Source organism: Stutzerimonas stutzeri (assembly GCF_000219605.1).
Classification (GTDB): domain Bacteria; phylum Pseudomonadota; class Gammaproteobacteria; order Pseudomonadales; family Pseudomonadaceae; genus Stutzerimonas; species Stutzerimonas stutzeri.
The window spans coordinates 1,793,691-1,818,430 of the sequence record NC_015740.1; the positions used below are offsets into that span (position 1 = coordinate 1,793,691).

At 62.9% G+C, this 24,740-nt stretch carries 22 protein-coding genes and 1 pseudogene; 14 read left to right on the forward strand and 9 right to left on the reverse strand.

The features are described 5' to 3' along the window. Positions 1–18: 18 nt before the first annotated feature. The 4 genes and pseudogenes from PSTAB_RS08525 (at position 19) to PSTAB_RS08540 (ending at position 4,064) form a co-directional block, all read left to right on the forward strand. A pseudogene (locus tag PSTAB_RS08525) lies at positions 19–442 on the forward strand (nuclear transport factor 2 family protein). 186 nt (positions 443–628) lie between these two features. Then, positions 629–1,987, forward strand: coding sequence for a hypothetical protein (locus PSTAB_RS08530; protein ID WP_013982555.1), 1,359 nt, complete (start codon positions 629–631; stop codon positions 1,985–1,987). A gap of 8 nt (positions 1,988–1,995) precedes the next feature. After that, positions 1,996–2,943 carry a 1-aminocyclopropane-1-carboxylate deaminase/D-cysteine desulfhydrase gene (locus PSTAB_RS08535; protein WP_013982556.1) on the forward strand — a complete coding sequence of 316 codons (948 nt, stop codon included), beginning with the start codon at positions 1,996–1,998 and terminating at the stop codon, positions 2,941–2,943. A 17-nt stretch (positions 2,944–2,960) separates the two neighbouring features. Beyond that, entirely contained in the window at positions 2,961–4,064 is a 1,104-nt protein-coding gene (locus tag PSTAB_RS08540) for a cyclic nucleotide-binding domain-containing protein (RefSeq protein ID WP_013982557.1), read from the forward strand. 10 nt (positions 4,065–4,074) lie between these two features. Here PSTAB_RS08540 and PSTAB_RS08545 read toward each other — a convergent pair whose 3' ends face one another. Next, positions 4,075–5,469, reverse strand: coding sequence for an MATE family efflux transporter (locus PSTAB_RS08545; RefSeq protein WP_013982558.1), 1,395 nt, complete (start codon positions 5,467–5,469; stop codon positions 4,075–4,077). Between the two features lie 121 nt (positions 5,470–5,590). Here PSTAB_RS08545 and pdxB point away from each other — a divergent pair, with 121 nt between their 5' ends. The 9 genes from pdxB to PSTAB_RS08590 all read left to right on the forward strand — a co-directional run bounded on the left by pdxB (position 5,591) and on the right by PSTAB_RS08590 (position 16,257). After that, positions 5,591–6,736, forward strand: a complete 1,146-nt coding sequence (gene pdxB, locus PSTAB_RS08550) for a 4-phosphoerythronate dehydrogenase PdxB (RefSeq protein ID WP_013982559.1) — start codon at positions 5,591–5,593, stop codon at positions 6,734–6,736. Positions 6,737–7,850: 1,114 nt separating this feature from the next. Beyond that, positions 7,851–9,590: a group II intron reverse transcriptase/maturase gene (gene ltrA / locus PSTAB_RS08555; protein WP_013982560.1), complete on the forward strand. Its 1,740-nt coding sequence runs from the start codon at positions 7,851–7,853 to the stop codon at positions 9,588–9,590. Between the two features lie 153 nt (positions 9,591–9,743). Beyond that, positions 9,744–11,762, forward strand: coding sequence for a DNA polymerase III subunit gamma/tau (gene dnaX / locus PSTAB_RS08560; protein ID WP_013982561.1), 2,019 nt, complete (start codon positions 9,744–9,746; stop codon positions 11,760–11,762). Positions 11,763–11,781: 19 nt separating this feature from the next. After that, positions 11,782–12,108 (forward strand): YbaB/EbfC family nucleoid-associated protein, encoded by a 327-nt coding sequence (locus tag PSTAB_RS08565; protein WP_008567825.1) that lies wholly within the window; start codon positions 11,782–11,784, stop codon positions 12,106–12,108. 80 nt (positions 12,109–12,188) lie between these two features. Then, positions 12,189–12,788: a recombination mediator RecR gene (recR, locus tag PSTAB_RS08570; protein WP_011912973.1), complete on the forward strand. Its 600-nt coding sequence runs from the start codon at positions 12,189–12,191 to the stop codon at positions 12,786–12,788. 145 nt (positions 12,789–12,933) lie between these two features. After that, positions 12,934–13,923, forward strand: coding sequence for an ABC transporter substrate-binding protein (locus PSTAB_RS08575; RefSeq protein ID WP_013982562.1), 990 nt, complete (start codon positions 12,934–12,936; stop codon positions 13,921–13,923). 102 nt (positions 13,924–14,025) lie between these two features. Continuing rightward, complete coding sequence (locus PSTAB_RS08580) at positions 14,026–14,772, forward strand: ABC transporter ATP-binding protein (RefSeq protein ID WP_013982563.1); 747 nt, start codon at positions 14,026–14,028, stop codon at positions 14,770–14,772. Further along, positions 14,769–15,542: an ABC transporter permease gene (locus PSTAB_RS08585; protein WP_011912976.1), complete on the forward strand. Its 774-nt coding sequence runs from the start codon at positions 14,769–14,771 to the stop codon at positions 15,540–15,542. The genes PSTAB_RS08580 and PSTAB_RS08585 overlap by 4 nt, the downstream gene beginning before the upstream one ends. 10 nt (positions 15,543–15,552) lie before the next feature. Then, positions 15,553–16,257 carry a type 2 periplasmic-binding domain-containing protein gene (locus PSTAB_RS08590; protein WP_013982564.1) on the forward strand — a complete coding sequence of 235 codons (705 nt, stop codon included), beginning with the start codon at positions 15,553–15,555 and terminating at the stop codon, positions 16,255–16,257. A gap of 41 nt (positions 16,258–16,298) precedes the next feature. Here the strand turns inward: PSTAB_RS08590 and PSTAB_RS08595 are convergent, their stop codons facing one another. From PSTAB_RS08595 to hemN, 4 genes are all read right to left on the reverse strand, one after another. After that, a complete protein-coding gene (locus PSTAB_RS08595; protein WP_013982565.1) occupies positions 16,299–16,907 on the reverse strand; it encodes an SCO family protein in 609 nt (202 codons plus the stop codon). Between the two features lie 38 nt (positions 16,908–16,945). Continuing rightward, complete coding sequence (locus PSTAB_RS08600) at positions 16,946–17,494, reverse strand: adenine phosphoribosyltransferase (RefSeq protein WP_011912979.1); 549 nt, start codon at positions 17,492–17,494, stop codon at positions 16,946–16,948. Positions 17,495–17,520: 26 nt separating this feature from the next. Then, positions 17,521–18,255, reverse strand: coding sequence for a fumarate/nitrate reduction transcriptional regulator Fnr (gene fnr / locus PSTAB_RS08605; RefSeq protein ID WP_011912980.1), 735 nt, complete (start codon positions 18,253–18,255; stop codon positions 17,521–17,523). A 111-nt stretch (positions 18,256–18,366) separates the two neighbouring features. After that, positions 18,367–19,749, reverse strand: coding sequence for an oxygen-independent coproporphyrinogen III oxidase (hemN, locus tag PSTAB_RS08610; protein ID WP_013982566.1), 1,383 nt, complete (start codon positions 19,747–19,749; stop codon positions 18,367–18,369). Positions 19,750–19,955: 206 nt separating this feature from the next. On the opposite strand from hemN, the gene nadE reads away from it, so the two are divergent. Further along, positions 19,956–20,783 (forward strand): ammonia-dependent NAD(+) synthetase, encoded by an 828-nt coding sequence (gene nadE / locus PSTAB_RS08615; protein WP_013982567.1) that lies wholly within the window; start codon positions 19,956–19,958, stop codon positions 20,781–20,783. 14 nt (positions 20,784–20,797) lie between these two features. On the opposite strand, the gene PSTAB_RS08620 is transcribed toward nadE, so the two are convergent. The 4 genes from PSTAB_RS08620 to PSTAB_RS08635 form a co-directional block, all read right to left on the reverse strand. Then, on the reverse strand, positions 20,798–21,514 hold the full coding sequence (locus PSTAB_RS08620; RefSeq protein ID WP_013982568.1) for a sulfite exporter TauE/SafE family protein: 717 nt from the start codon (positions 21,512–21,514) through the stop codon (positions 20,798–20,800). Then, positions 21,507–21,713, reverse strand: coding sequence for a cbb3-type cytochrome oxidase assembly protein CcoS (ccoS, locus tag PSTAB_RS08625; protein ID WP_013982569.1), 207 nt, complete (start codon positions 21,711–21,713; stop codon positions 21,507–21,509). The genes PSTAB_RS08620 and ccoS overlap by 8 nt, the downstream gene beginning before the upstream one ends. Before the next feature lie 92 nt (positions 21,714–21,805). Beyond that, positions 21,806–24,226, reverse strand: coding sequence for a heavy metal translocating P-type ATPase (locus PSTAB_RS08630; protein WP_041771709.1), 2,421 nt, complete (start codon positions 24,224–24,226; stop codon positions 21,806–21,808). A gap of 7 nt (positions 24,227–24,233) precedes the next feature. Continuing rightward, positions 24,234–24,734, reverse strand: a complete 501-nt coding sequence (locus PSTAB_RS08635) for a FixH family protein (RefSeq protein WP_013982571.1) — start codon at positions 24,732–24,734, stop codon at positions 24,234–24,236. Between the last annotated feature and the right edge of the window lie 6 nt (positions 24,735–24,740).

Consider the following 24,740-nt stretch of genomic DNA (forward strand, 5'->3'; position numbering starts at 1 on the left):
AACCCACGGAGCACGCGTATGGACATCAAGACAATGCTGCAGCCGCAAGCCGCCGAATGCCTGCAGGCCTGGCACGCGATGATTGCCCAGCGCGATCTGAGCGGCTTGCCGGAACTGCTGCACCCTCCTGGCGGTGTTCCGCTCGCCGATGGCTCACAAGCCTTATGAAGGAGCCCCTGCGGTCAACCTGATCCTCAATACCGTGCTGCAGGTGTTCGAAGGCTTCCGCTATCACCGCGAGCTGGCCAGCGCCGAAGGCCGCGATGTCGTGCTCGAGTTCAGTGCCAGCGTGGGTGATCGCGAACTGAAGGGCATCGATCTGATCCGTTTCGACGAAACGGGCCGGATCATCGAATTCGAGGTGATGGTTCGCCCCATGAGCGGCTTGCAGGCGCTTGGCGACGAGATGAAGCGTCGCCTCGCCGCCTATGGCGGTAGCTGAATTAGCTAAGCTCATCGCAAATCCGCCGGACGGCTCTGGCGGGTCGCGCGATGCGCGGGCTCGCTGCCAACCGGGTCACATTGCACGCTTGATTAATTCCCCTAAACTCGAGCCCCAAAGAGACGCGATCGTGGATGAGCGTTTCAGTATTCGGCTCGCGGTGACGGGCGATAAGGGAAGTCGAGCATGCAGAACAAACCGCAGATGGTCGAGGCCGTGCTGTTCTACAACGAAGGCACCATCTGCAAGGAAATGCTGTATCCGGAGTTCGAAGCGGTGCTGGACGGGGTGGTTGCGTTGCCCGAGTTCGCTGACCGCCAGATGCATGCCGTCTACGTGATGATCAACCCGCGGCTGCAGGTGCGTGCCGCCGTCTTTTTCTGCCTCGACTTCAATGAAGATGGTTCCGCCGATGACGGCTGGAACATTCCGCTGCGCCAGCTGGCCGAGCGCACCGGCCGCGGGCCGGACATGGGCGCCGGCCCCATTCGCCTGGCCTGTCGCAGTCAGTGCCCCGTCTCCTGGCACCAGATGCATATGTGGGATCCCAAGGTCAGCGCCGAGCGCAACGATCTGGCACTGCTGCGCGACACCATCAAGCGCAACCAGCTCGGCCTGCTGGTGGAGGACGAGGGCGCGCCTGTCGTGCCTGCCGAACGCCTGCAGATGGTGGCCGAAGACGCCTGGTACGCGGCTGAGGCTGGCAAGGAGGCCACTACCCAGCGATCCGAAAGTCACGAGCGGGAGCAGCGCCAGAAAGCTGCGTTGCTCATCAAGCAGCAGCGTCAGCGCATCGCCAATCTCGAACGTTTGCGGGAAGAGGACGCGCTCAAGAGCGCTGCTGCGGCGGACAAGGAACGCAAGCTTCTGCAGGACGAGATCCGCTCGCTGCAGCAGCAGCTGCAGCAACAGACCGAACTCAATGCCAGCCTGCATGCGCAGATGACCGCGCAGGCGGAAAGCTTCCAGAAAGCCCGCGAGGAGATGAGCAAGCAGTTGCGGACGCTGGAAGTCAGCGGTCGTGTCGAGATCGGTGCGGCGCGAGAGCAGTTCGAGCATGAGGCCCAGGCGCGCATCGCTGCAGCAGTGGCCGAGTACAAGGAGCAGGTGGCGATCCGCGACGTCGAACTGGCCTATCGCAATGAGCTGGACGCGCAGCAGGAAGAGGAGATCCAGCGGCTGAAGAACGAATGCGAGACGCTGCGGCAGAGCGGTGACCGGGTGCTGGAGGACCTGTCGCGCCAGGGCGTGGTGTTCATGGCCTACCATCCGGGCGCCGGGCATCTGACCATCGCGCTGCAGGACCTTGCTCGCTACCGAGCCAACCCCCTCGCTTATGCCGCTGCCAAGTGCTTCGTCTCCGAGGAACAATACCGGCAATGGCTCGAGCACTACCAGAAACCCGCCTGTATCGCGACCTTGGCCAGTGGTGAGCGTTGCGCCATGCCGCTGGACAAGGTCGATGCACCGAGTCGTTTCGTGATCGGAGAATCCAACTGCTGTGCCCGGCATCGCAAGGAAGACCGGCAGCGTACCGGTAGCTGAGCCGTTTGTTGATTTCCGAACGTTGCGTCGCCTCCGATGCCCCGCTGATTCTGCAACGCCTGCATCTGGACTGGTTGCAGCAGGCCGCTGTCGACGTGGTGGTGTTGCGGCTCGACCTGGTGGACCCGGAGCTGTCCGGAAACAAGTGGTTCAAACTCGTTAACCATCTGGACGCAGCCCGCCGTGCCGGCGCACCGGGGCTCATCAGCCTTGGTGGTCCGCATTCCAACCATCTGCACGCTCTGGCCGCGGCCGGTCACCGATTCGGTTTCGCGACGGTCGGCCTGCTGCGCGGACACGAGCAGGACACGCCGACGGTGGCCGATCTGCAAGCCTGGGGCATGCAGATCCACTGGCTGGGCTACGGTGGCTTCCGGGCACGCAACCTACCCGGCTTCTGGCAGCCATGGCAGCAACGCCATCGCGGTTACTACTGCATTCCCGAGGGCGGAGGCGGGCTACCTGGCGCCCTGGGTTGCGCCGAACTCGTGCCAAGGCTGCCATCGGCATTGGCTGCGGTCGGTTGGGACGATTACGACGCTGTCTGGCTTGCCGCCGGAACCGGAACGACCCTGGCGGGATTGGTCATCGGTGAGGCCGGGCGGCATCCGGTAATCGGCGCGCTGGCCGGCCCGCCATCGCATGCTGTCGATGACAATGTGGCGGCGCTGCTCGCGCAGGCGGGCGTTGCCAATGAGGGCTACGAGCTGCTGGATGCCAGCCGCGGCGGTTTCGCCCGGTTCGACAAGGAGCTGGCGCATTTCATGTACACGGCCGAGCGTGACGGCGGAGTGCCGCTTGATCCGATCTATACCGCAAAGACCATGATGGCATTGCGCCTTTATGTCGAGCGCGGTTATGTTGCCGCCGGCACACGCGTGCTTTTCGTCCACACCGGTGGATTGCAGGGGCGCCGTGCTGCTGAGAGTCAGCTGCACAAGCTGATCCATGGCTAGAGGTTGGATTTTCCAGGATGAACAAACCGCTGCACCCTGATCAGCTGCGTGATCTGATCCCGTTGAACGCGCTGTCGCCACGTCAGCTCTGGGAGCTGCGTGCGCGCACCGTGCCGCTTGTGCTCACCGCAGGCGAGGTGCTTGAGCTGGACGAACGGCACGCGACGACACGCTACTACCTGATGGCCGGGAAGCTGCTCGTCAGCGATGTCGAGGGGCAACAGGGGCTGCTCGCGGCGGGGACTCCGGCGGCGCTGCATAGCCTGCTGTCAGAACGGACGCGGGAGGTGCGGGCACTGGAGGATTGCCATCTGCTGAGCGTGGATGCCGTGGAACTCGATCGCCTGCTTTCCTGGCGCCAAGCGCTGCAGGATGTGCTGCTGCAGCTGACCATGGACGGCGAAGAAACGGAGTGGCTCGAACGTCTGCTCGAAAATCCCCTGTTCGCCCAGGTTCCTCCGCAGAACATACGCAGCATGCTGCACCGGCTCGTGTCGGTCGAGGCACCAGCCGGGCAGACGCTATTGCGTGAAGGCGAGGCGGGGGACTGCTGCTATTTCCTCAAGAGTGGTCGGGCGCAGGTACTCAAGGCCGAGGACAGTGGCGAACAGCTCTTGGCGGAACTCGAAACCGGCGCCTGTTTCGGCGAGGAAGCGCTGCTGGAAGATCGTCCGCGCAACGCCAGCGTGGCAATGATCGAGGACGGCAGCGTGCTGCGCCTGGGCCGGGCCGACTTTTTCGAATTGCTCAAGGCGCCGGTGGTGAGCGAGGTCGATCTGGACGAAGTGGCCGATCTGCTCGGCTGCGGCGCTCAGTGGCTGGACGTTCGGCTAGCCGATGACTACGAGCGCGGGCACGCCATGCAGGCGCTGCACATGCCGCTGCACCTGTTGCGGCTGAAGACGCGACTGCTGAATCCCCGCCGCACCTACCTGTGCTATTGCGAAAGTGGCAAGCGCAGCGCGAGTGCGGTCTTCCTGCTGACCCAGCTCGGTTTCACTGCCTATGCGCTGCGGGGCGGGCTCGATGCACTCGGCAGCGATGATCGCGCGGCGCTGCTGTGGGAGTGCGGCACCGGCTATCTGGCTCGGTCCGATGGACGCATAGAACGCAGCCTCTGAGCGGGTTGGCTCAGGCCGCGCTTCTGCGCAATGCGGCATGGCGGCGGATTTCCCGGCGCGCACTACGTGCCAGCCGCACGCTCAGCAGCAGTGCCGCGCAGCTGAGGCCAGCGATCAGGCCCTGCCAAAGGCCGCTTGGCCCGCTCGCCGGGCCAAGCTTATCGGTCAGCCCCAGCAGGTAACCCACCGGCAATCCGATGCCCCAGTAGGCGAACAGCGTGTAGACCATGGTCATGCGGGTGTCCTGATAACCGCGCAGCGCGCCCGCCGCGGTGACCTGAACCACGTCCGAGAACTGGAACAGCGCGGCATAGAAGAACAGGCTGGCGGCGACCGCGATCACCGCTGGATCAGGCGTATAGATCCGTGCGATCTGCTCGCTGAACAGCAGCATGACGCTCGCCGAGAAACAGGCATAGACCAGCGCTGCGGCGATCCCGACGCCGGCTACGAAACGGGCATCGCGCGGTGCGCTGCGGCCCAGCTCCTGACCGATGCGCACGGTCACGGCCATCCCCAGGGACAGCGGGATCATGAAGATCAGCGAGGTGAAGTTCAGGGCGATCTGATGCCCGGCCACCACCGTCGCACCGAGCGCACCGATCAGCAGCGCGATCACGGAGAAAATGCTCGCTTCGGCGAACACGGCGATGCCGATGGGCACGCCGACCGACAGCAGGCGACGAAGCATCGGCCAGCGCGGGCCCTCGAAGTGGGAGAACAGCTGGCTTGCCTGATAGGCCGGCGCACGCTTCACCCAGATGGCCATGGACGTCAGCATGAACAGCATCACCAGTGCCGTGGATACGCCGCAACCCACACCACCCAACGCCGGCATACCGAGCTTGCCGTAGATGAACACGTAGTTCAGTGGGATGTTCAGCAGCAGGCCGAGAATGCCGATGACCATGCTCGGCCGTGGGTGACCCAACCCGTCGCTGAAGCAACGCAGTACCTGATACAGCGCCATGGCCGGGAAGCCGCAGGCGACGGCGCGCAGGTATGCCATGGTTGGATCGATCAGGGCGGGTTCGACCTTCATCAGATGCAGCACCGGCTTCGCGTTCCACATCAGCAGTGCACTGCCGATGCCGATGCCAACGCCCATCCACAGGGCCTGGCGCACCAGCGGGCCGATTTCGGCGTGATGCCCGGCGCCGAAGCGCTGGGCGACGTTGGGTGTGGTGGCCAGGGTAATGCCGCTGACCAGCAGGTAGACCGGCACCCAGATCGAGTTGCCCAGCGCGACGGCAGCCAGGTCGTGCGGACTGACGCGGCCGGCCATCACGGTATCGACAAAGCCCATGGCAGTGCTGGCCAGCTGAGCGATCATCATGGGCAGGGCGAGGGCGAAGAGGGTGCGCAGTTCAAGGCGGACCCGTCTGAGTCGAAGCTCAGTGGGCATTGCGAGGCGTTCCAGTTGTATACAAGAAACGCGCTAGTCTACGCCGGGTCGCTGCACGCAGGAAGGCGGCAAAGCGTCGGCGGCCCGTCTAGAATGTGCTTCCCCCAACCGGAGCCACACCATGCACATCCTTGCCGACGAAAACATCCCGCTGGTCGATGAGTTCTTTGCCGGTCTCGGCGAGATCCGTCGCATGCCCGGGCGTCGCATCAATCGGGCGGCGCTGGAGGGCGTGGATGTGCTGCTCGTGCGCTCGGTGACGCGGGTCGATCGCGAATTGCTGCAAGGCACCGCGGTGCGCTTCGTCGGCACCTGCACCATCGGCACCGACCATCTGGACCTCGACTATTTCGAACAGTCCGGCATCGATTGGGCCAGCGCGCCTGGCTGCAACGCGCGCGGGGTGGTCGATTACGTATTGGGTTGCCTGTTGGCCTTAGCCGAAGTCAGCGGCGAAGCCCTGGCGCGACGCCGCTTCGGCGTGGTGGGTGCCGGCGAGGTAGGCGGGCGCCTGGTCGAAGTGCTGCGAGGCCTCGGCTGGGATGTGCGCGTTTGCGACCCGCCGCGCCAGACTCTCGAGGCAGGCGGTTTCGTGACGCTGGATGAAGTGATTGCCGAGTGCGATGTCATCAGTCTGCATACCCCGTTGAGCATGAGCGGCGACTGCCCGACCTTCCATCTGTTCGACCGTCAGCGCCTGAACGGGCTGCGACCGGGTGCCTGGCTGATCAACGCCAGCAGAGGAGCGGTGGTGGATAACGCGGCGTTGCGCGATCTGCTGCTGCAGCGTCCGGATCTCGAGGCGGTGCTGGATGTCTGGGAAGGCGAGCCACAGGTGGACGTCGAACTGGCTGATCTGTGTCGCATCGCCACGCCACACATCGCCGGCTACAGCCTGGACGGCAAATTGCGTGGCACGGCGCAGATCCATGCGGCCTACTGCGCCGCTCGCGCCCTTGAACCGGCCGTCGAGCTGGCGCAGCTGATGCCTGGCCCTGCGCTTGCCGGGCTCACCTTCGCCGCATCGGCAGAGCCGGCCGAGATGCTGGCAACGCTGTGCAGGGCGGTCTACGACCCGCGTCGCGACGACGCGGACTTCCGCCGCAGTCTCCAGGGCGACGATGCGCAGCGCCGGGCTGCCTTCGATCTGCTGCGCAAGGCCTACCCGGCGCGACGTGAGATCGACGGTCTCGCCGTAAGGATAGAGGGGGACAATCCGGCGTTGACGGCGGTGGTGAGCGCGCTCGGGGCCCGCTTGCTGCGCTAGCCTCGGATCGGACTCAGCTCGGATGCAATTTCCATCCTGCTCCGCTAGCATTACCCGTCCTGTGCGACACGTGTGTACGTGTCGTGCTTGGTTTGGTTTACTGCACCATGGCTCCAAACCCTTTGCTATCAGGGGGTTAATGCTTAAAACAGCAGTCAATGTACCGGCTCTGCCTGGTAAACCTATGCTTCGGACGCTCTGCGTTTTAGCGAAGCTAGGCAATAAATCTGCATCAGTTCGCGCCCAAAATGGGTTCAGAATGAGGTGCAGACACAGGAAAGTAGCTTTCCGGCCCGTCTGGATTGTTACAAATAATGTCTAAGCCTGAGGGTGAATTCCGCCCTCAGGGCAGAACTTCGTCCTCTTGTTTGGCACAGAGCCTTATCACCGTCGTGAGACGTTGGGGACGTTGAACCAAGCACGGAGCGTCAAGCTCCGAAACGCATTGCTCAGCTCCGCTTGCACAGGGAGTACCGAGCCGGGCATGTACCTGCCCGTTCATTAGATCGGCATGCGTCAGGGGCCAACCCTGGGGTGTGAAGCCCGATTAACAATGTCTCGCTCGCAAGAGGGTGTTATCCGGTGACGGAGAACGCTTCGCGTCCGAGTTGCACGGACGTACCGAGGCTAATGACCCAACCCGCATGGCTAACACATGTGAATCGTCGCCTGAACCCTCGTCATAATGGACGGGCCTACGGCAATTATTGGCCTCAGCCAAAAACGGCAATGCAGTCGGTCATCACTGTGGGATGAGGTGATGCGGTACCGCAGACTGCCGGGGGAGAGACGAAGCCTAAACGGGGAATTGATGCGTCTCGGGGAACGTGGCAATCCCGACCACCCGCCTGGCCAGCAACATCGGTCAGGCAGGCAAACCGCAAGGGGCGCTGATGGGTGTGGGGAATGGGAGGATGCAAAAAGCGAAGGGCCGTCTGTAACGGGTGGCATACCGGTTGAGACATTACCGGCAGGGGCAACCCTGGCTGACGTGCATCTGGTTTACGAGCGCAAGAAGAGCCGCTGATTCCAGCGATAACCAAACGACCCTATGGGCGACTACTGCCCATAGGGGGTAGTCCGTCCTGAATGTCGTGCATATCAGGAGGACAGTATGAAAACGCAACCAGCAACACCGGTCGCGTCTGCGTCCTTCGACGGGATGAAGAACTGGCACGCTCTCGATTGGGCCGGGATTCAACAAACCGTTCGGAAGACGCAGCTAAAGATTGCGCAGGCAACTGGGGAAGGCGATTGGCGCAGGGTTAAACGCCTGCAACGACTGCTGACCCACTCGTTTTATGGCCGCTGTCTGGCTGTAAGGCGAGTCACGGAAAACCGGGGTCGCAAGACGCCGGGAGTCGACGGAGAAACCTGGGGAACGCCTCAGGCCAAGCTCCAGGCCGTGGGACGTCTGTCGAAAAAGCGAGGCTATCGACCCAAACCGCTACGGCGGGTATGGATACCGAAGCCCGGCAAGCAAGAGAAACGCCCGCTGGGTATCCCGACGATGCTGGATCGGGCCATGCAGGCGCTGTATCTGCAAGTCTTGGAACCTGTAATCGAAAGCACCAGCGATCCGAAATCCTATGGGTTTCGCCCGGATCGCTCGACTGCTGACGCGATGGTCGAGCTATTCCACCTGCTGTCGCCGCAAACGGCGCCGGTCTGGATTCTGGAGGGCGACATCAAGGGTTTCTTCGACAACATCAATCACGAGTGGCTGTGTCGAAATGTCCCGATGGACAGAACGGTGCTGCGCAAATGGTTGAAAGCCGGGGTTATCGACCGGCGACAACTCATGGCTACGGAGGCCGGGACGCCGCAAGGCGGGATCATCTCGCCCTGTCTGGCAAACGCCACCCTGAATGGTCTGGAGATTCAGCTAAAGCGCCATCTGGTGAAGAAGTTGGGGGTCCGGAACGCTAAGAAGAGCAAGGTGCAGTGTGTTCGCTATGCGGATGACTTTGTCGTTACGGCAGCCTCGAAAGAGCTGTTAGAGGACGTGGTCAAACCTTGGGTAGAGCAATTCCTGTCGGCACGAGGGGTTGCGCTGTCACGGGAGAAAACGCAGATCACGCACATCCACCAAGGCTTCGATTTTCTGGGGTGGAATTTCAGGAAGTACGTGCCGAAATCGCCGTATAGGAACGCCAAGCTGCTGATCAAGCCCTCGAAGAAGAACGTCTCGGCGTTCTATCGGAAAGTGCGAGAGATCATCAAAGGCAGCGGAGCACTGACGCAGGACGCGTTGATCGGCCAGCTGAACCCGGTACTGAAGGGGTGGGCGCAATACCACTCCCCGGTCGTGGCAAAAGAGGCCTTCAGCAAGCTGGATAATCTTATTTTCTGGCGAATCTGGAGGTGGGCGAAGCGGAGGCATCCGCGGAAGTCGGCTGATTGGATCAGGAATAAATACTTCCGATCCATAGGCAGGCAGAACTGGGTGTTTGCGTATCCCTATAAAAATGGCAAGGGAGAAAGGCAACACCGGCGGCTGTACGGGCTGGCGGAAACCGCAATCGTGCGTCACAAGCGTCTACCGGGTGAGTATCAGCCCTACGACGCGACGCAGGAACTGAAGTGGGAGGCGCTGAGGGTTCAACGGATGCAGCACAAGCTGCGTTATCGGGGACAGGTGCTCAGCATCTTCCGCAGACAGATGGGGCTTTGCGCCCTGTGCGGGCATGCGATCAGCAGGGAAACCGGTTGGCACGACCACCACGTCATCAGGCGTGTGGACGGCGGGCCGGATACTTTGAGGAACCGCGTGCTGCTTCATCCCAACTGCCATGCGCTGGTGCATAGCCAGCGTGAAAAGGTAACTCTGCGATACGGTGGCCAGAGATGCTAATATCTCGCGCCATATAATGTCGGTTAGCCTCTTGGCTGGCTTTTCGTAAACTTGAGCCGTATGCGGTGAAAGCCGCACGTACGGTTCTTAGGGGGGGACGGGCCAGTAATGGCTTGTCCCTACCCGACCTGCCTAGTTCCCCGCGATGGTGTTATGAGTTATCAGGTTCTTGCACGTAAATGGCGTCCGCGCTCGTTCCGCGAAATGGTCGGCCAGACGCATGTGCTCAAGGCCCTGATCAACGCGCTGGACAATCAGCGCCTGCACCATGCCTATCTGTTCACCGGTACCCGCGGCGTCGGCAAGACGACGATCGCGCGGATCATCGCCAAGTGCCTGAACTGCGAGACGGGCGTCAGTTCCACACCCTGCGGGCAGTGTTCGGTCTGCCGGGAGATCGATGAGGGGCGCTTCGTCGACCTGATCGAGGTGGACGCTGCAAGCCGCACCAAGGTCGAGGACACGCGCGAACTGCTGGACAACGTGCAGTACGCGCCGAGTCGCGGACGCTACAAGGTCTACCTGATCGACGAAGTACACATGCTCTCGTCGCACTCTTTCAACGCGCTGCTCAAGACCCTCGAAGAGCCGCCGCCTCACGTCAAGTTCCTGCTCGCGACCACCGATCCGCAGAAGTTGCCAGTGACCATCCTGTCGCGCTGCCTGCAGTTCTCGCTGAAAAACATGCCGCCGGAGCGAGTCGTTGAGCACCTGACCCATGTGCTTGGCGTCGAGAACGTTCCTTTCGAGGAAGATGCGCTGTGGCTGCTCGGTCGCGCCGCGGACGGTTCGATGCGCGATGCCATGAGCCTGACCGACCAGGCGATCGCCTTCGGTGAGGGCAAGGTGCTGGCCGCCGATGTGCGGGCGATGCTCGGCACGCTCGATCACGGTCAGGTCTATGGCGTACTGCAGGCGCTGCTCGAGGGCGACGCCCGGGCACTGCTCGAAGCCGTTCGTCATCTCGCCGAGCAGGGGCCGGATTGGGCCGGCGTACTCGCGGAAATGCTCAATGTGTTGCATCGCGTCGCCATCGCCCAGGCGCTACCGGAAGCGGTGGACAATGGCCAGGGCGATCGCGATCGGGTGCTGGCGCTGGCGCAGGCGCTGCCAGCCGAAGACGTGCAGTTCTATTATCAGATGGGCCTAATCGGGCGACGCGATCTGCCATTGGCGCCCGATCCGCGCAGTGGCTTCGAAATGGTTCTGCTGCGTATGTTGGCGTTCCGCCCGGCGGATATGGGTGACGCGCCACGAACATCGCTAAAGAATTTGGGAATCAGCCCGGCCACAGCTGATTCCAAGCCTGCAGCGGTGGCCGATACCGCTGCCCCCGGCGTGTCGCCTGTTTCAGCCCCCGCTACGGTTGCTCCTGCCGCCGTTGTGGCGCCGCCAGCGGCTCCGGCGGTGATAGCCAGCCCGGCTGAGTCGGTGACCACAGCGGCTCCTGAACTGCCTGCCGTGGCGACATCGCCGGCAGCGCCTGCGCAAGAGCAGGCCGTGCCGGTGATCGATGTACCCTGGAACGAACCGCCCGAGGTCCCGCCGGTTGCCGTCGAGGCCAATGCAATACTGCCCGAGCCGGCACTGGACGGGCCACCCGATCATGTGGCTGCCGTGGTTCAGGTCGAAGAGCCTGACGATGACGAGCCGCCGCTGACCGACGAAGACTATTTCGAGGTCGAAAATCAGGCCGAGGCTTACTTCGAGGAGCTGCAGCAGGACGAGACGGACCAGCAGGAGGTCGAGCCGCTGCCGGCAGTTGAGCCTGCCACCGGGCTGGCTGCCGAATGGCTGGAGCTCTATCTCAAGCTCGGTCTGTCCGGCCTGACCGGCAGCATCGCGGCCAACTGCACGTTGATTTCGGTGGAGGGCGATCGCTGGCTGATGCACCTCGACCCGGCCCAGAGTGCCCTGTTCAACCCGACACAGCAGCGCCGGTTGAACGATGCGTTGAATCAGTACCACGGGCGTACGTTGCAGCTCGATATCGTGCTGCAGAAGCCCGAGCAGGAAACGCCGGCGCAGGCCGCGCAGCGTCGTCGCGCCGAGCGACAGCGCGCCGCTGAACAATCGATTCATGCGGACCCGCTGGTCCAGCAGTTGATGCAGCAGTTCGCCGCGGTGATCCGCGAAGGCACCATCGAACCCGTAGAACACTCAGAACCCTGATCGAATTGAGGTGATACCCATGATGAAAGGTGGCATGGCCGGCCTGATGAAGCAGGCGCAGCAGATGCAGGAAAAGATGCAGAAGATGCAGGAAGAGCTGGCGAACGCCGAAGTCACTGGCCAATCCGGTGCCGGCCTGGTCAGCGTGGTGATGAACGGCCGTCATGACGTCAAGCGCGTCAGCCTCGATGACAGCCTAATGCAGGAAGACAAGGAAATCCTCGAAGACCTGATCGCTGCGGCCGTCAACGATGCGGTACGCAAGATCGAGCAGAACAGCCAGGAGAAGATGGCCGGCATGACCGCAGGCATGCAGCTCCCGCCGGGCTTCAAGATGCCGTTCTGATCCAGCGCGCAGTTCCAGCCGGGCCGCCCCTCTCGCTGTGGGGCGGCCGGTTTTTTCAGTGATTCCATTTCGAGACGTACATGAGCTTCAGCCCGCTGATTCGGCAACTCATCGATGCCCTGCGCATTCTTCCTGGCGTAGGACAGAAGACCGCGCAACGCATGGCGCTGCAGCTGCTCGAGCGTGACCGCAGCGGTGGCCTGCGCCTGGCGCAGGCGTTGACCCGGGCGATGGAAGGTGTCGGCTACTGCAGGCAGTGCCGTACGCTGACCGAAGACGAACTCTGCCCGCAGTGCGCTGATCCGCGGCGCGATGATTCCCTGCTATGCGTGGTGCAGAGCCCGGTCGACGTGTTTGCGGTCGAGCAGACCGGCTTTCGTGGGCGTTATTTCGTGCTCAAGGGACATCTGTCTCCGCTCGATGGCCTGGGGCCGGAGGCCATCGGCATTCCCGAGCTGCTGGGTCGGGTGGCGGATGGCGCATTCAGCGAAGTCATCCTGGCAACAAACCCCACTGTCGAAGGGGAAGCCACCGCGCACTACATCGCACAGATGCTCATTCCCAAAGGCCTGACCATTAGCCGAATTGCCCATGGTGTTCCACTGGGCGGCGAGCTGGACCTGGTCGATGGCGGCACACTGGCTCACGCCCTCGCAGGGCGCAAGCCGATCAGCCTATAACTCGACGCCTTTAGCTTATTGCTACTTGCTAGTGCCGTTCTGCAGATAGTTCGGGTAAAGTTCTAAGCCATAAACGTTAGATAACCAAAACGAATATAGTGCTTTGTTTTGGTTATATACGCTGGCTATCCGAATCGAGGTCGAAATGAAAGCGAAGCTCTGGCTGGTTCCTGCTCTTGTGCTCCTGAGTGCGTTCGCGCAGGCGCAGGAAAAGTTCAAGGTAGGTTACATCCGGGTGATGGACGATGCCCAGGCCATGGTCGCCCACGAGGCAGGGCTGTATAAGAAGCACGGCCTGGACGTCGAACTGATCGAGTTCAGTTCGGGCACCGATCTGATCAAGGCCATCGTCGGCGGTCAGCTGGATACCGGTGTGCTGGGCTTTACCAATGCGGTGGCCTGGGCGTCCAAAGGGGCCGATCTGAAGGTGGTGGGTGGTGCGCAGCAAGGTTATCACTCGATCCTGGTGCGTGAAGATACCGACATCCAGGACGTTGCAGGCCTCAAGGACCGCACACTGGCTTCGCAGCGCGAAGGCAGCACTGCCGATGCGGTGCTGCGTGGCGTGACCTTGAAGAATGCCGGCCTCAAGCCGAGCGATGTCAACATCATGGGCGTCAGCCCGGCAGTTGCGGTGCAGTCGCTGGTATCCGGGCGAGTGGATGCCGCCTTCCTGTTCGAGCCCTACGACCGCATCGCACAGCTGGTGGCGCCGGTTCGCCAGGTCTACGAGATCGGCGAAGTGTGGCCGTTCCCGTGCATGGTGGTGATCACCTCCGGCGACACCCTGGCCAAGCGCAAGGATGCCGTCTGGAAATCCCTGGATGCTCAGCGCGATGCCATCGAACTGCTGGACAAGCAGCCGGCCGAAGCGGCGAAGCTGATCGCCGGCTACTTCATCGCCGAGCCAACCTTGAAAACCCTCAAGCGCGGCGAACTGGCCCGCGAGGTGGTCATCGAGGAAGCCATTGGCACCCAGACCTTCAGCGCCAAGCTTGGCGACGACGATCTGGCCCGTATTCAGGAGCTTGCTGACATCCTGCAGGAGCAGGGCTCGCTGAAGACTCGCGATGGCAAGCCGTTCGATACCCGAGCCATTCTCGATCTGAGCTGGCAGGAAGCACGGGAACTCTGATCGGCGCTGTGCCTTTCGGCAACACAAAGGCCCGACCCTGAGTCGGGCCATTCATTTTGCCCGCATTGCCGGGCCGTTTCGTTTCTGGATTTGCGGATTTTTATGCAGCTCAGGTTTGAAGATGTAGACAAGCGCTTCGGGCAGCTCGAAGTCATCAAGGGGTTCAGCGGCGAGTTCGCCCAGGGCGAGCTGGTCGCCCTGGTCGGGCCTTCGGGCTGCGGCAAGTCGACCTTGTTGCACCTGGTGGCGGGGCTGGAGAAGCCCAGCGCTGGCCGCGTGCTTGCCGATGGCAAGCCGATCACCGAGCCGAGCCCGCGACGTACCCTGGTGTTCCAGGAGCATGCGCTGTACCCCTGGCTGAGCCTGCAAGGCAATGTCGCCATGGCGCTCGAGCTGCAGGGCGTGGCCAAAAGCGAGGCCTTCGAGCAGGCGCGTGTCTGGCTCGAGCGTGTCGGGCTCAATGGCTTCGAGCATTACTATCCCCACCAGGTTTCTGGCGGTATGCGCCAGCGCACCGCCCTGGCCCGCGCCTTCATCGCCAAACCCGAGGTGCTGCTGCTGGATGAACCGTTCGGCGCCCTCGATGCTCTGACCCGCATGGCACTGCAGGACGTGCTGCGCGAGCTGATCGAGGAGCATCAGCCGACCGTGCTGCTGGTCACCCATGATGTGGACGAGGCGCTCTATCTCGCCGATCACGTACTGGTGTTCAGCCCACGGCCGACTCGAGTGCTCAAGACCTTCAACTTCACCCATTGCGAGAAAAGCCACGACCTGTCGGCGTTTGCTGCCGAGCGTAAGGAGATTCTCAGCCTGCTGGGTATCAAGACGGAGGTAGCGCACCCATGAGTCAGGCTCGTCGTCTAACCGGCCCGAAGAAATACCTGGCCGTCGTTCTGGCCATCCTGTTCATTCTGCTGATCTGGCAGGCGGCGGCCTGGAGTCTGCCGGCATTCCTCATGCCGGGTATCCCGACCGTGGTCGAGCGCCTGATCACCACCATCCAGCAACCCGAGTTCCGCGACGGCCTGTATGGCAGCATGAGCCGCCTGGGCAGTGGCTACGGCTTCGCCTTGCTGTTCGGCATCGGTTTCGGCCTTGTCGGCGGCGTGTTGTTCTTCTTCCGCGAGATCCTGCGCTCGGCCATCGTCATTCTGCAGTCGATCCCGTCGATTGCCTGGGTGCCGCTGTTCCTGATCGTGATGGGGTTCGGCAATCTGCCGATCATCGTCGTGGTGGCGCTGGCGGCGTTCTTCCCGATGGCGCTTTCGGTGATGAACGCCACCGAGAGTGTGCAGCCGGTACATGTCTCTGCCGCACGGGTGATGGGCGCTTCGCGTTGGCAGCTGCTACGGCGTGTCTATCTGCCGGCGGTGATGCCCGAGCTGATCACCGGCGCCCAGTTGGCCTTCGGCAACGCCTGGCGTGCACTGATCTCTGCCGAGATGCTGATCGGCTTCGGCCAGGGGCTGGGCCGCTCGCTGGCTTACTCCGGGGAGATCGCCGATATGGTGGGAGTCATGATGAACATTCTGGTGATCGCCATTCTTGCCACCCTGATCGATCAGGTGGTGCTGGAGAAGTTCAAGCAGCGGATGCTGCGCTATCAGTACGTCTGAGGCCCGGCCGGTGCCTGTCTTTTCGCACATCGTTCTCTGGCTCGCCTTGTTCTCGCCGGCAGTGGGGCTGGCCGAGTCGCTGCGGATGGAGTTGCCCGAGCATCGCGTGCTGTCGAGCAGTGAGACCGAAAGTTTCGAGGCGGCGCTGGCCGAGCAGCTTGGCGTCGAACTCGGGCGCCCGGTGCAGTTCGCGGTGTCGGACGGGCAGGTTGGCGTGCGCGTGGAGGCCAGCCAGCAACGTGGCGTGACCACTTACTATCGCGCTGTCCCCGCGGCTCTTGTCCCCACCGAGGCAGGGCCTGCCGCCGCCTGGGCGGATCTTCGCGAGCAATCCGTCTGCGTCAGTACCGCAAGCCCCTATGCGCCAGTGCTGCGCGAGCGTTTTGGGGCATCGCCGCGAGAGTATCCCAGCTCGGCGCATGCGCTTATCGGTCTCAAGCTGGGCGAGTGCCAGGCCGTTGTCGAGGACGAAGCCTTGCTGACCGAACTGGCTACGTTGCCGGAGTGGCGCCGCTACAAGCGCCTGCTGCCGCCGCTGGCGGATGCCGAGCGGCAGCTTCGGCTGACCGCGGATGAGGCGGGGTTACAGCAGAAAATCGACGCACTCGTCGCGCAATGGAGTGTGGACGGGCGCCTGGCAAAGCTGACGCAGCAGTGGATCGACGAAGTTGCCTTTCAGGCCTATGTGTTGGCCGACACCCTGGATTGCCACTGACTGCTTGATTGCTTTCGAGCTGCGCGAGTGCGAAGGGCTCGTCAGCGTTCTGTATCAACGATCTGCGGCAACATCCGCCGCAACCCCTCGAGCTGGAGCGGGGCACGGATGTGCCCGCGCAGCGTGCCGTCGGGGCCCACCAGGGCCAGATTGCCGCTATGGCTGACGCTGTAGTCCCCCTGCGTCTCGCTTGCTGGAACGAATGGCAGGCCCAGTGCCCTGGACAGCCGCTGCAGCTGCTCCATATCGCCGGTGAGGCCGTTGAACCCGCCGCGGTAGTAGTCCAGGTACGTCTTCAGCTGCTGAGGTGTGTCACGCGCAGGATCGGCAGTGATCAATACCAGCTGCAGCTGGTCGCGGGTTTCCTTCGGGAGCTGGCTGAACAGCCGGCGCATGTCGCTCAGCGTGGTCGGGCAGATATCCGGGCAGGCGGTGAAGCCGAAGAACAGAATATGCCAGCGTCCCTGTAATGATCGCGTGTCGAACCGCTGGCCATCCTGATCGACTAGTTCCAGAGGCGGTATCGCGCGCTCACGGGGCAACAGGAGGATATTGGCCTGATCCAGCAGGACGTCGCGATCCAGCGCCAATGCGGGTGTGGTCCAGGCCAGCGCAAGAATCAGCAGGCAGCGCCAGAGTCTCGTTGGCACGGCGTCTCCTCCAGATCGAGCAATCGGCGATGGGTTGGTCAGCGGTCGCTCAGCTCGAAGGCGGTCAGCGTGAAGGTTGGGATGCCGATGTCCTGCAGTTTCTGCGACCCGCCGAGTTCGGGCAGGTCGATGATCGCGGCGGCTTCATGGATGCTGGCGCGCATGCGTCGTACCAGTTGGGCCGCGGCGAGGAGGGTGCCACCGGTGGCGATCAGGTCATCGAACAGCAGTACCGAGTCGCCTTCACACAGGCTGTCGGCATGAATTTCCAGGTGCGCTTCGCCATACTCGGTGCAATAGGCCTGCGAAAGCACGTCGGCGGGCAATTTGCCCTGCTTGCGGAACAGCACCAGCGGCTTGTTCAGCTCGTACGCGAGGATCGAACCGACCAGAAAGCCGCGGGCGTCGAGCGCCCCGATATGGGTGAAATCCGCTTCCACGTAACGCTGGATAAAGCTGTCGGCCACCATGCGCAGCGCCTTTGGCGACTGGAACAATGGCGTGATATCGCGAAATATCACGCCGGGCCGCGGAAAGTCCGGAACCGGGCGGATCAAGGTCTTGATGCTGAATTCGTCGAAGATCATCGGGCTACTGCTCCAAACTCGGTGACTCAGACGTCCATGGCGCCGCCGGCGAGGGCGCACAGTCCGATGGAATCCAGGATGCGCACTTCCTTGCCCTCGGCTTCGAGCAGACCGTTCTGCTGGAAGCGGGTAAACACGCGGGATACGGTCTCGACTGCCAGCCCTAGGTAGTTGCCGATCTCGTTGCGCGACATGGGCAGGCGGAACTGATTGGCGGAAAAGCCCCGTGCGCTGAAACGAGCCGACAGGTTGATCAGGAAGGTGGCGATGCGCTCGTCGGCAGTCTTCTTGGACAGCAACAGCATCATCTGCTGATCGTCGCGGATTTCGCGGCTCATGATGCGCATCAGTTGGCGGCGCAGTTGCGGCAGCAGCACGCTCAGCTCGTCGAGACGCTCGAAGGGGATTTCGCAGACCGATGTGGTTTCCAGTGCCTGGGCCGTGACTGGGTAGCTTTCGGTATCCATGCCGGAAAGGCCAACCAGCTCGCTGGGCAGGTGGAAGCCGGTGATCTGTTCTTCACCGCCATCGGTCACGCTGAATGTTCGAAGCGCACCGGAACGCACGGCGAAGACCGAACTGAAGGTATCGCCCTGGCGGAACAGTGTCTCACCTTTCTTCAGCGGGCGGCCGCGCTTGACGATATCGTCCAGCGCGTCCATGTCCTGCATGTTCAACGACAGGGGCAGGCAGAGCCCGGAAAGGCTGCAATCCTTGCAATGAGCTTGCCGCTGCGCACGGACCTTGATCGATTCGGACATAGAGGGCTTCCTGGAAACCGGTTTATAGCGCGCAAGGTTAACTCAGTACGAACGCTATGGCCAATTGGCGCAAGGGTCGCAGGTCGGAAGATTGGACGATGGTCTGAGCCGCTAGATGACGCGCGAGAAGCCCTGGTTGCCGTGTTCGGGCAGGTAGTGATCGAAGAGCATGCAGATCGAACGCACCAGCAGGCGTCCGGCCGGCTGAACGATGAGATGGCTCTCGCTGATCTCGATCAGTCCGTCTGCGGCCATCTGTTCCAGCATCGGCCAGGGCTCGGCGAAGTAATGGCGGAATTCGATGGCATGATCGTGTTCGATTCGGGCGAAGCTGAGCTCGAAATCACAGATGAGTGCCTGGATGACGTCGCGGCGGATCAGATCGTCCTGATTGCAGCGCAGCCCCCTGGCGGTGGCGAGCTGACCCCGGTCCAGCTGATGCTGGTACTCCGCGATGTCGCTGTGGTTCTGGCAGTACAGGTCGCCGATCTGACTGATGGCCGATATGCCCAGGCCGACCAGATCACAGTGGCCGTGGGTCGTGTAACCCTGAAAATTGCGTTGCAGGCTGCCGTCTTCCTGAGCCATGGCCAGTTCGTCGTCGGGTAGCGCGAAGTGATTCATGCCGATATATCGATAACCGGCATCGGTGAGCAGGTGGATGCTCTGCTCCAGCATTGCCAGTTTCTCTGCAGGCGCCGGCAGATCATTGGCGTTGATCCGTCGCTGCGGTGCGAACCGCTCGGGCAGATGAGCGTAGTTGAACAGTGACAGGCGATCGGGTTGCAGATCGATGATGGCCTCAACCGTCTTGGCGAAGCGTGCCGGGGTCTGCAGCGGCAGACCGTAGATCAGGTCGATGTTCAGCGAGCGATACTGCAGTGTGCGTGCCGCTTCGATGATGGTGCGGGTCTGCTCCAGTGTCTGCATGCGATTGATGGCGCGCTGAACATCCGGGTCGAGATCCTGCACGCCGATGCTGATGCGATTGAAACCAAGCTCGCGCAACAGGCCGATGGTCGGCCAGTCCGCTTCCCTTGGGTCGACCTCGATACTGAAGTCTCCATGGTCGTCGTCCTGCAGATTGAAATGCTGGCGCAGATGTTTCATCAGGCGGCGCAGCTCGTCATGGCTTAGGAAGGTCGGCGTGCCGCCACCGAAGTGCAGTTGCTCGACCAGCTGGTCCTTGCCCAGGTGGCAGGAGATCAGCTCGATTTCCTTTTCCAGGCGCTCCAGATAAGGCTGCGCGCGGCCGCGGTCCTTGGTGATGATCTTGTTGCAGCCGCAGTAGTAGCAGGTGTTGGCGCAGAAGGGCAGATGGACGTACAGAGACAACGGGCGGGACGCCTGGCGGCTGCTGCGCAGGGCGTGGAGCAGATCGAACGAACCGATCTTGTCATTGAACTGGGCTGCGGTCGGGTACGACGTGTAGCGCGGGCCGGCCTGATCGTAACGACGGATCAGGTCGGAATCCCAGCGAATGGAGTCGAGCATGTGGCGTTCCCGGTCATGACGGCGGTCGCTGGATTCTAGGTGCAGGGCCTCGCGACGGACTTGACCTGTATCAAAGTTGATCAGACCCTAGTGCGTTGGGTCCGATCGCTCCCGACATGCGGAAGGATCGCCGTGATTCGTGGTCAGATGGTCACCTTCCTCCGTTTCGAACCAGTAGATCCTAAATGTCGCTAGAGGAGAGTTTCATGCACAGTCGTCAGCAGGAAATCGCAGCCGCGCTCCATGTCTGCGCACCTTTCACCGGGCCGGAGTCCGTACAGACGGAAATCGAACGTCGGATACGCTTCATCCAGTCCTGCCTGCGCGAGTCCGGCATGAAAACACTGGTGCTGGGGATCAGCGGCGGAGTCGACTCGACGACTGCTGGCCTCTTGGCGCAGCGGGCCGTCGAGGGGATGCGCGCCGCTGGGGAGGGAGACCACTACCGTTTCATCGCCGTGCGCCTGCCGTATCAGGTCCAGCATGACGAGCATGAAGCTCAGCTGGCGGTGGATACCATCAAGCCCGATGAATGCCACACGGTGAACATCGGCACCGCGGTACTCGGTCTGGCGGCCGCTACCGAAGCACTCGAGCCGCTGAGCCCTGAACAGCGTGATTTCGTGCTGGGTAACACCAAGGCGCGGATGCGCATGGTTGCTCAATACACCATCGCCAATGCCCGTCAGGGGCTGGTGATCGGAACGGACCATGCGGCGGAAGCGGTGATGGGTTTCTTCACCAAGTTCGGTGACGGTGCGTGCGACCTGACGCCACTGGCCGGTCTGGTCAAGGATCAGGTTCGGCAGATCGCCGCGGCGCTGGGAGCGCCAGAGCAACTGGTGCACAAGGTGCCGACCGCTGACCTCGAAGAGCTGTCACCGGGTAAGCCCGATGAGGCGGCGCACGGCGTCAGCTACCGCAACATCGACGACTTCCTGCAGGGCAAGCCGGTACCGGACGAGGCCGCCCAGATCATCGTCGATACCTATGACAAGACCGCACACAAGCGTCAGCTACCGAAGGAGCCTTGAGTTCCGCGCCCAGACTAGTGCGAATGCTCGCCGTGGACTGCTGCATTGCCGTGCCCCATGAGCCATTGCTGATGAGGACCCGGCAGGGTCCACAGGCCGAACAGGATCACCATCAGGCCACCGGCGATGCGTACGCCGCGTTTGCGCAGTAGTCCCGTCAGGCGCTCGGCGGCCAGGCCCGTGGCAAGCAGAACCGGCCATGTGCCGATGCCGAAGGCCAGCATCAGCAGAGCACTGTCCCACGCATCGCCCTGGCTGGCCGACCAGAGCAGGGTGCTGTACACCAGACCACATGGCAGCCAGCCCCAGAGTGCCCCGAGAACGAGCGCGCGGGGCAGGCTGGTTACCGGCATCAGCCGGCTGGCGACGGGCTGGATATGGCGCCAGAGACCACGCCCTAGCGCTTCCACGCGGGTCAGGCCGCTCCACCAGCCAGCGAGATAAAGCCCCATGCTGATCAACAGCAACGCGGCAACGACACGCAGTGCCGTCGCCGCCGGGCTATTCGCAATCGCCCAGCCTGCCAGGCCGATCAGAAAGCCGGCAACGGCATAGCTGGCCACCCGCCCCAGGTTGTAAGCGAGCAGCAGGCGCAGGCGCTTTGCGCGCTGTTCCGGCGGAATGGCCATGGTCAGCGCGCCCATCAGTCCGCCGCACATCCCCAGGCAATGCCCGCCGCCCAGCAGGCCAAGTACCCAGGCGGAAAGCAGAAGCGGAGCCAGTTCAGTCACCTTTGCGCTGCTCCGCCTGCTGTTTGGCGTCATCCTGTGTGTCCGCGGGACGCTGGGGCTCTTCGTCATCGAACAGAATGCTGTGCGCCGGCCCGTCTAGGTCGTCGAACTGACCGCTGTCCACTGCCCAGAAGAACACCCAGATCGCAACGGCCACCAGGACCACGGCAACAGGGATCAGGATATACAGAGCGGCCATCAGGACCTCCAGAGGCCGAAATCAGCGTTTCGGCTGCGATTAATGGCGTGTCGCCTTGCGCATCGGCGCCGGTGGGGCGGTCCGCTGGCGGATCAGCCGCGACCCGCTGGATCCGGCTGGCGCGTGAGCCGCAGGGCGTTGAGTACCACCAGCAGCGAGCTGATCGACATCCCGAGCGCCGCCCATAGAGGAGTGACCCAGCCCACTGCGGCGAACGGCAGAATCAGGCCATTGTACAGACTTGCCCAGGCAAGGTTTTCGATGATGATGCGTCGGCTGCGCCGGGCGATATCGAAGGCCTGCGCGAGGCTGCCGAGACGATTGGACAGCAACACGGCATCGGCGCTGGTCTTCGCCAGATCCGTTGCCGAGCCCATGGCAACGCTGATGTCGGCCGCTGCCAGCACCGGGACATCGTTGACGCCATCACCGAGCATCAGCACGCGATGCCCTTCGGCCTGCAATGCCTGCAGCCTGGCGAGCTTCGCCGCCGGAGTCATGCCACCTTCGGCCTGGTCAATGCCCAGGTCGCTGGCGATCTGCGCCACCATCGGCGAGCTGTCTCCGGAAAGCAGCAGTGTCCGCCAGCCGCGTCGGTGGCAGGCTTCCAGCAGAGCCGGGGCGTCGTCGCGTAGCCGGTCGTCGAGTACCAGCCAGGCCAGCGGGCCTTGCTCGTCGCCCAACAGAAGCCACTGGCCGTGTTCGCCAGGAATGGCCGGCGCGGAACCGGCGAAACCTTCGGCCACGAAGCCCGGCTGGCCGATGCGCAGGTTGCGGCCTTGAACGCTGCCCTGCAGGCCGAGGCCTGGTACCGTCTCGACGGATTCGGCAGCCAGCGGCGCGCGGCCGAAGGCGCGGGCGATCGGATGCTCGGAGCGGTTCTCCAGCGCCGCGGCCAGCGCGAGACAGCTATCGGCATCGAGCTCACCGAGCGGGTGCACGGCGCTGAGCGTGAGGCGCCCTTCGGTGAGGGTCCCGGTCTTGTCGAAAACAACGGTGTCGATCTGGTTGAGGCCTTCCAGGACATGTCCGCGGGTCAACAGCAGGCCGAGCTTATGCAGGGTGCCGGTGGCCGCCGTCAGCGCAGTGGGGGTCGCCAGCGAAAGGGCGCAGGGGCAGGTCGCGACCAGCAGCGCGAGGACGATCCAGAAGGCGCGTTGCGGGTCGATCTGCCACCAGACCAAGCCGACGATGCTGGCCACCACCAGCACCACCAGCAGAAACCATTGGGCGACGCGGTCAGCCAGTTCGGCGAGCTTGGGTTTGTCGCCCTGGGCGCGTTCCAGCAGGCGGACAATGGCGGACAGCCGGGTGTCGTCGCCCAGTGCCTGGACCTCCACGGTCAGCGGGCCTTCGACATTGAGGGTGCCGGCGGTAACCGAATCGCCGGCACCGCGTGGAAGAGGCAGGTATTCCCCCGTTAGAACCGACTCGTCGACGCTGGATTGCCCGCTGAGAATCACGCCGTCAGCCGGGATCAATCCGCCGGGCTGCACCAGCACCTGGTCACCGAGCTGCAGTTCGCTGAGCAGGATGCGGTGACTGTGACCGTCGGCATCCAGCTTCAGGCAGGACGCCGGCAGCAGGTTGACCAGTTGCGCGGTGGCGGCCGCCGTGCGCTCGCGTGCCCTGCGCTCCAGGTATCGCCCGGCCAGCAGAAAGAGGGCGAACATGCCCACCGCATCGAAATAAAGCTCGCCTTGGCCGGTGATGGTCGACCATATGCCGGCGACATAGGCGCCGCCGATGGCCAGCGATACCGACACGTCCATGGTCAGGTGGCGGGTACGCAGATCCCGTAACGCACCCTTGAAGAAATCGGTACAGCAGTAGAAGACGATGGGCGTGGTCAGCAGCAGCGCGGTCCAGCGGAGGGTGACGAAGAAGCTCTCCGACAGGTCCAGGTTGAACTCCGGCCAGGTCGCCATGGTTGCCATCATGACCTGCATCCAGAGCAGGCCGGTGACACCCAGTTGGCGCAACGAGCGCCGGTTCTCGCTCGCCAGGCGTTCGGCCGCCTGGTCGGCCTGATACGGGTGGGCCGCGTAGCCGATGCGGCGCAGTTCGCCCAACAGCTCGCTGAGCGGTAACTGCGCATCGCTCCAGCGCACGTTCAGGCGATGATTGGACAGGTTGAGGTTGGCCTCGGCCACGCCCTTCAGGTTGCGCAGATGGCGTTCGATCAGCCAGCCGCAGGCCGCGCAGCTGATGCCTTCGATCATCAGGGACGTGCTTGCCAGCTCGCCCTGGTGCTGAACGAAAGGTTGCTGTACGTCCTTGCGGTCGTACAACGCCATTTCCTCGCTGAGCTCCTGTGGGAGCGCCTGGGGATTGATCGCCGTGTTGCTGCGGTGCAGGTAGTAGCTTTCCAGGCCGCCCTTGACGATGGCTTCGGCCACCGCCTGACAGCCCGGGCAACATAAGGCCCGCGTCTCACCCAGCACGCGGGCCTGAAAGGGACTGCCGGGAGGAACCGGCAGCCCGCAGTGGTAGCAGGGGAGGGGCTTTGCCATCAGCAGCTCAAGGCTTCAGTTCGAGCGCGCGGCCGGCTTCAACCGTCTTTTCACCATACAGGCGCCAGTCCTGGTCGCCTTCTCGGCCGAGGAGTTCGATGAAGCGTCGGCCGGTGATCGACTCCTGCATCTGTCCCTGATAGATGCCATCGCCCTGCGGTTGCAGGACCACGCGGCGGTCACGCTCCGGCTGGGTCGGGGAGAGCAGATTCAGCACCAGTTGCTGAGGCCGGCTCGCACCGCTCAGCTGCACCTCGGCCAGACCGCGCTCGTCATTGAGGACGATACGGGCCTGCATCTCCAGACGCTCCGCCAGCTTTTCGCGCTCGAGGGACTGGTTGATCCCTTTGCCGGCATCGTAGTAGTTGTCCGCCACCAGCGTATCGGCGTTGCGGATGGCAATCGTCAGCAACGACACCCCCAACACCACCGAACTCAGCAGAATCGCGATGACAAACCAGGCCCAGAACTGGGTGTACCAACGTGTTTGTTCGTTATCGGAGCGCATGCATTA

Coding starts and splice junctions, on each gene's coding strand:
- fnr (WP_011912980.1), bottom strand. CDS start 18,255: ATGTCCGAATCGATCAAGGTCCGTGCGCAGCGGCAAGCTCATTGCAAG.
- nadE (WP_013982567.1), top strand. CDS start 19,956: ATGCACAGTCGTCAGCAGGAAATCGCAGCCGCGCTCCATGTCTGCGCA.
- PSTAB_RS08565 (WP_008567825.1), top strand. CDS start 11,782: ATGATGAAAGGTGGCATGGCCGGCCTGATGAAGCAGGCGCAGCAGATG.
- PSTAB_RS08635 (WP_013982571.1), bottom strand. CDS start 24,734: ATGCGCTCCGATAACGAACAAACACGTTGGTACACCCAGTTCTGGGCC.
- PSTAB_RS08580 (WP_013982563.1), top strand. CDS start 14,026: ATGCAGCTCAGGTTTGAAGATGTAGACAAGCGCTTCGGGCAGCTCGAA.
- PSTAB_RS08530 (WP_013982555.1), top strand. CDS start 629: ATGCAGAACAAACCGCAGATGGTCGAGGCCGTGCTGTTCTACAACGAA.
- dnaX (WP_013982561.1), top strand. CDS start 9,744: ATGAGTTATCAGGTTCTTGCACGTAAATGGCGTCCGCGCTCGTTCCGC.
- ltrA (WP_013982560.1), top strand. CDS start 7,851: ATGAAAACGCAACCAGCAACACCGGTCGCGTCTGCGTCCTTCGACGGG.
- pdxB (WP_013982559.1), top strand. CDS start 5,591: ATGCACATCCTTGCCGACGAAAACATCCCGCTGGTCGATGAGTTCTTT.
- ccoS (WP_013982569.1), bottom strand. CDS start 21,713: ATGGCCGCTCTGTATATCCTGATCCCTGTTGCCGTGGTCCTGGTGGCC.
- recR (WP_011912973.1), top strand. CDS start 12,189: ATGAGCTTCAGCCCGCTGATTCGGCAACTCATCGATGCCCTGCGCATT.
- hemN (WP_013982566.1), bottom strand. CDS start 19,749: ATGCTCGACTCCATTCGCTGGGATTCCGACCTGATCCGTCGTTACGAT.
- PSTAB_RS08585 (WP_011912976.1), top strand. CDS start 14,769: ATGAGTCAGGCTCGTCGTCTAACCGGCCCGAAGAAATACCTGGCCGTC.
- PSTAB_RS08575 (WP_013982562.1), top strand. CDS start 12,934: ATGAAAGCGAAGCTCTGGCTGGTTCCTGCTCTTGTGCTCCTGAGTGCG.
- PSTAB_RS08600 (WP_011912979.1), bottom strand. CDS start 17,494: ATGATCTTCGACGAATTCAGCATCAAGACCTTGATCCGCCCGGTTCCG.
- PSTAB_RS08630 (WP_041771709.1), bottom strand. CDS start 24,226: ATGGCAAAGCCCCTCCCCTGCTACCACTGCGGGCTGCCGGTTCCTCCC.
- PSTAB_RS08545 (WP_013982558.1), bottom strand. CDS start 5,469: ATGCCCACTGAGCTTCGACTCAGACGGGTCCGCCTTGAACTGCGCACC.
- PSTAB_RS08540 (WP_013982557.1), top strand. CDS start 2,961: ATGAACAAACCGCTGCACCCTGATCAGCTGCGTGATCTGATCCCGTTG.